Consider the following 854-nt stretch of genomic DNA (forward strand, 5'->3'; position numbering starts at 1 on the left):
CGGCTTCTCCGCCGGGGCGGGGGGGGGGCGTGCCGGGGGGCGCCCCCCGGCGGGGGGGGGGCGCCCCCCATGTGCAGTGACGTGCCTTCATGCTGCATGCTGGGCACTCACCCCGGCCGGCACGAGGGACGAAGAGGCGGCCACGAAGGTTACGGAGCGGCGCATGACGAACACCTTCCCCGAGATCTCCATCAGCACGGAGCGCTTGGTGCTGCGCCCCCTCGACGAGGACGACGTCCCCGCCCTCACCGAGATGATGAACGACGAGCTCGTCGCCGCCTGGACCTCGGTCCCGCAGCCCTTCACCGAGGAGGGCGCCCGCCGCTGGATCACCGAGTACGCGCCCCGCGAGCGCACCTCGGGACGCGGCCTCGACCTCGCCGTCACCGAGTTCCTCACCCAGCGCCTCGTCGGCGTCGTCCAGCTCACCAAGACCAACTGGCACGTCCGCGCCACCGAGTTGTCGTACATCGTCGCCCCCTGGGCCCGCGGCGAGGGCTACGCCTCCGAGGCCGCGCTCGCCACCGCCCAGTGGCTCTTCCGCGACCAGCGCATGGAGCGCATCGAACTGCGCACCGCCGCCGACAACACGGCCTCCCAGCAGGTCGCCCAGAAGATCGGCTGCATCAGCGAAGGCGTCCTGCGCAACGCGTGCATAGCGCGTACGCGCACGGAGGACGGCGGCTGGGCCGAGGTCCGCACGGACTTCATCGTGTGGAGCCTCCTCCCGGAGGACCTCGAAGGCGTCACGGAGCAGCTCGCGGAGGCCGGCGGCTTCACCGCCTTCTCCGACTGGAACTGACCGCCCCTGAGGTGCGCCCGAAGGGCGTGCACCTCAGGGGCGCGGGGAACTG

At 72.2% G+C, this 854-nt stretch carries 1 protein-coding gene; it reads left to right on the plus strand.

Annotated elements, in window-relative coordinates:
* Positions 1-163 precede the first annotated feature (163 nt).
* Positions 164-802 carry a GNAT family N-acetyltransferase gene (locus ACFW9D_RS16455; RefSeq protein WP_188339967.1) on the plus strand — a complete coding sequence of 213 codons (639 nt, stop codon included), beginning with the start codon at positions 164-166 and terminating at the stop codon, positions 800-802.
* Positions 803-854 lie beyond the last annotated feature (52 nt).

The sequence above is a fragment of the Streptomyces sp. NPDC059524 genome (genome assembly GCF_042749255.1).
GTDB classification, from domain to species: domain Bacteria; phylum Actinomycetota; class Actinomycetes; order Streptomycetales; family Streptomycetaceae; genus Streptomyces; species Streptomyces xanthii.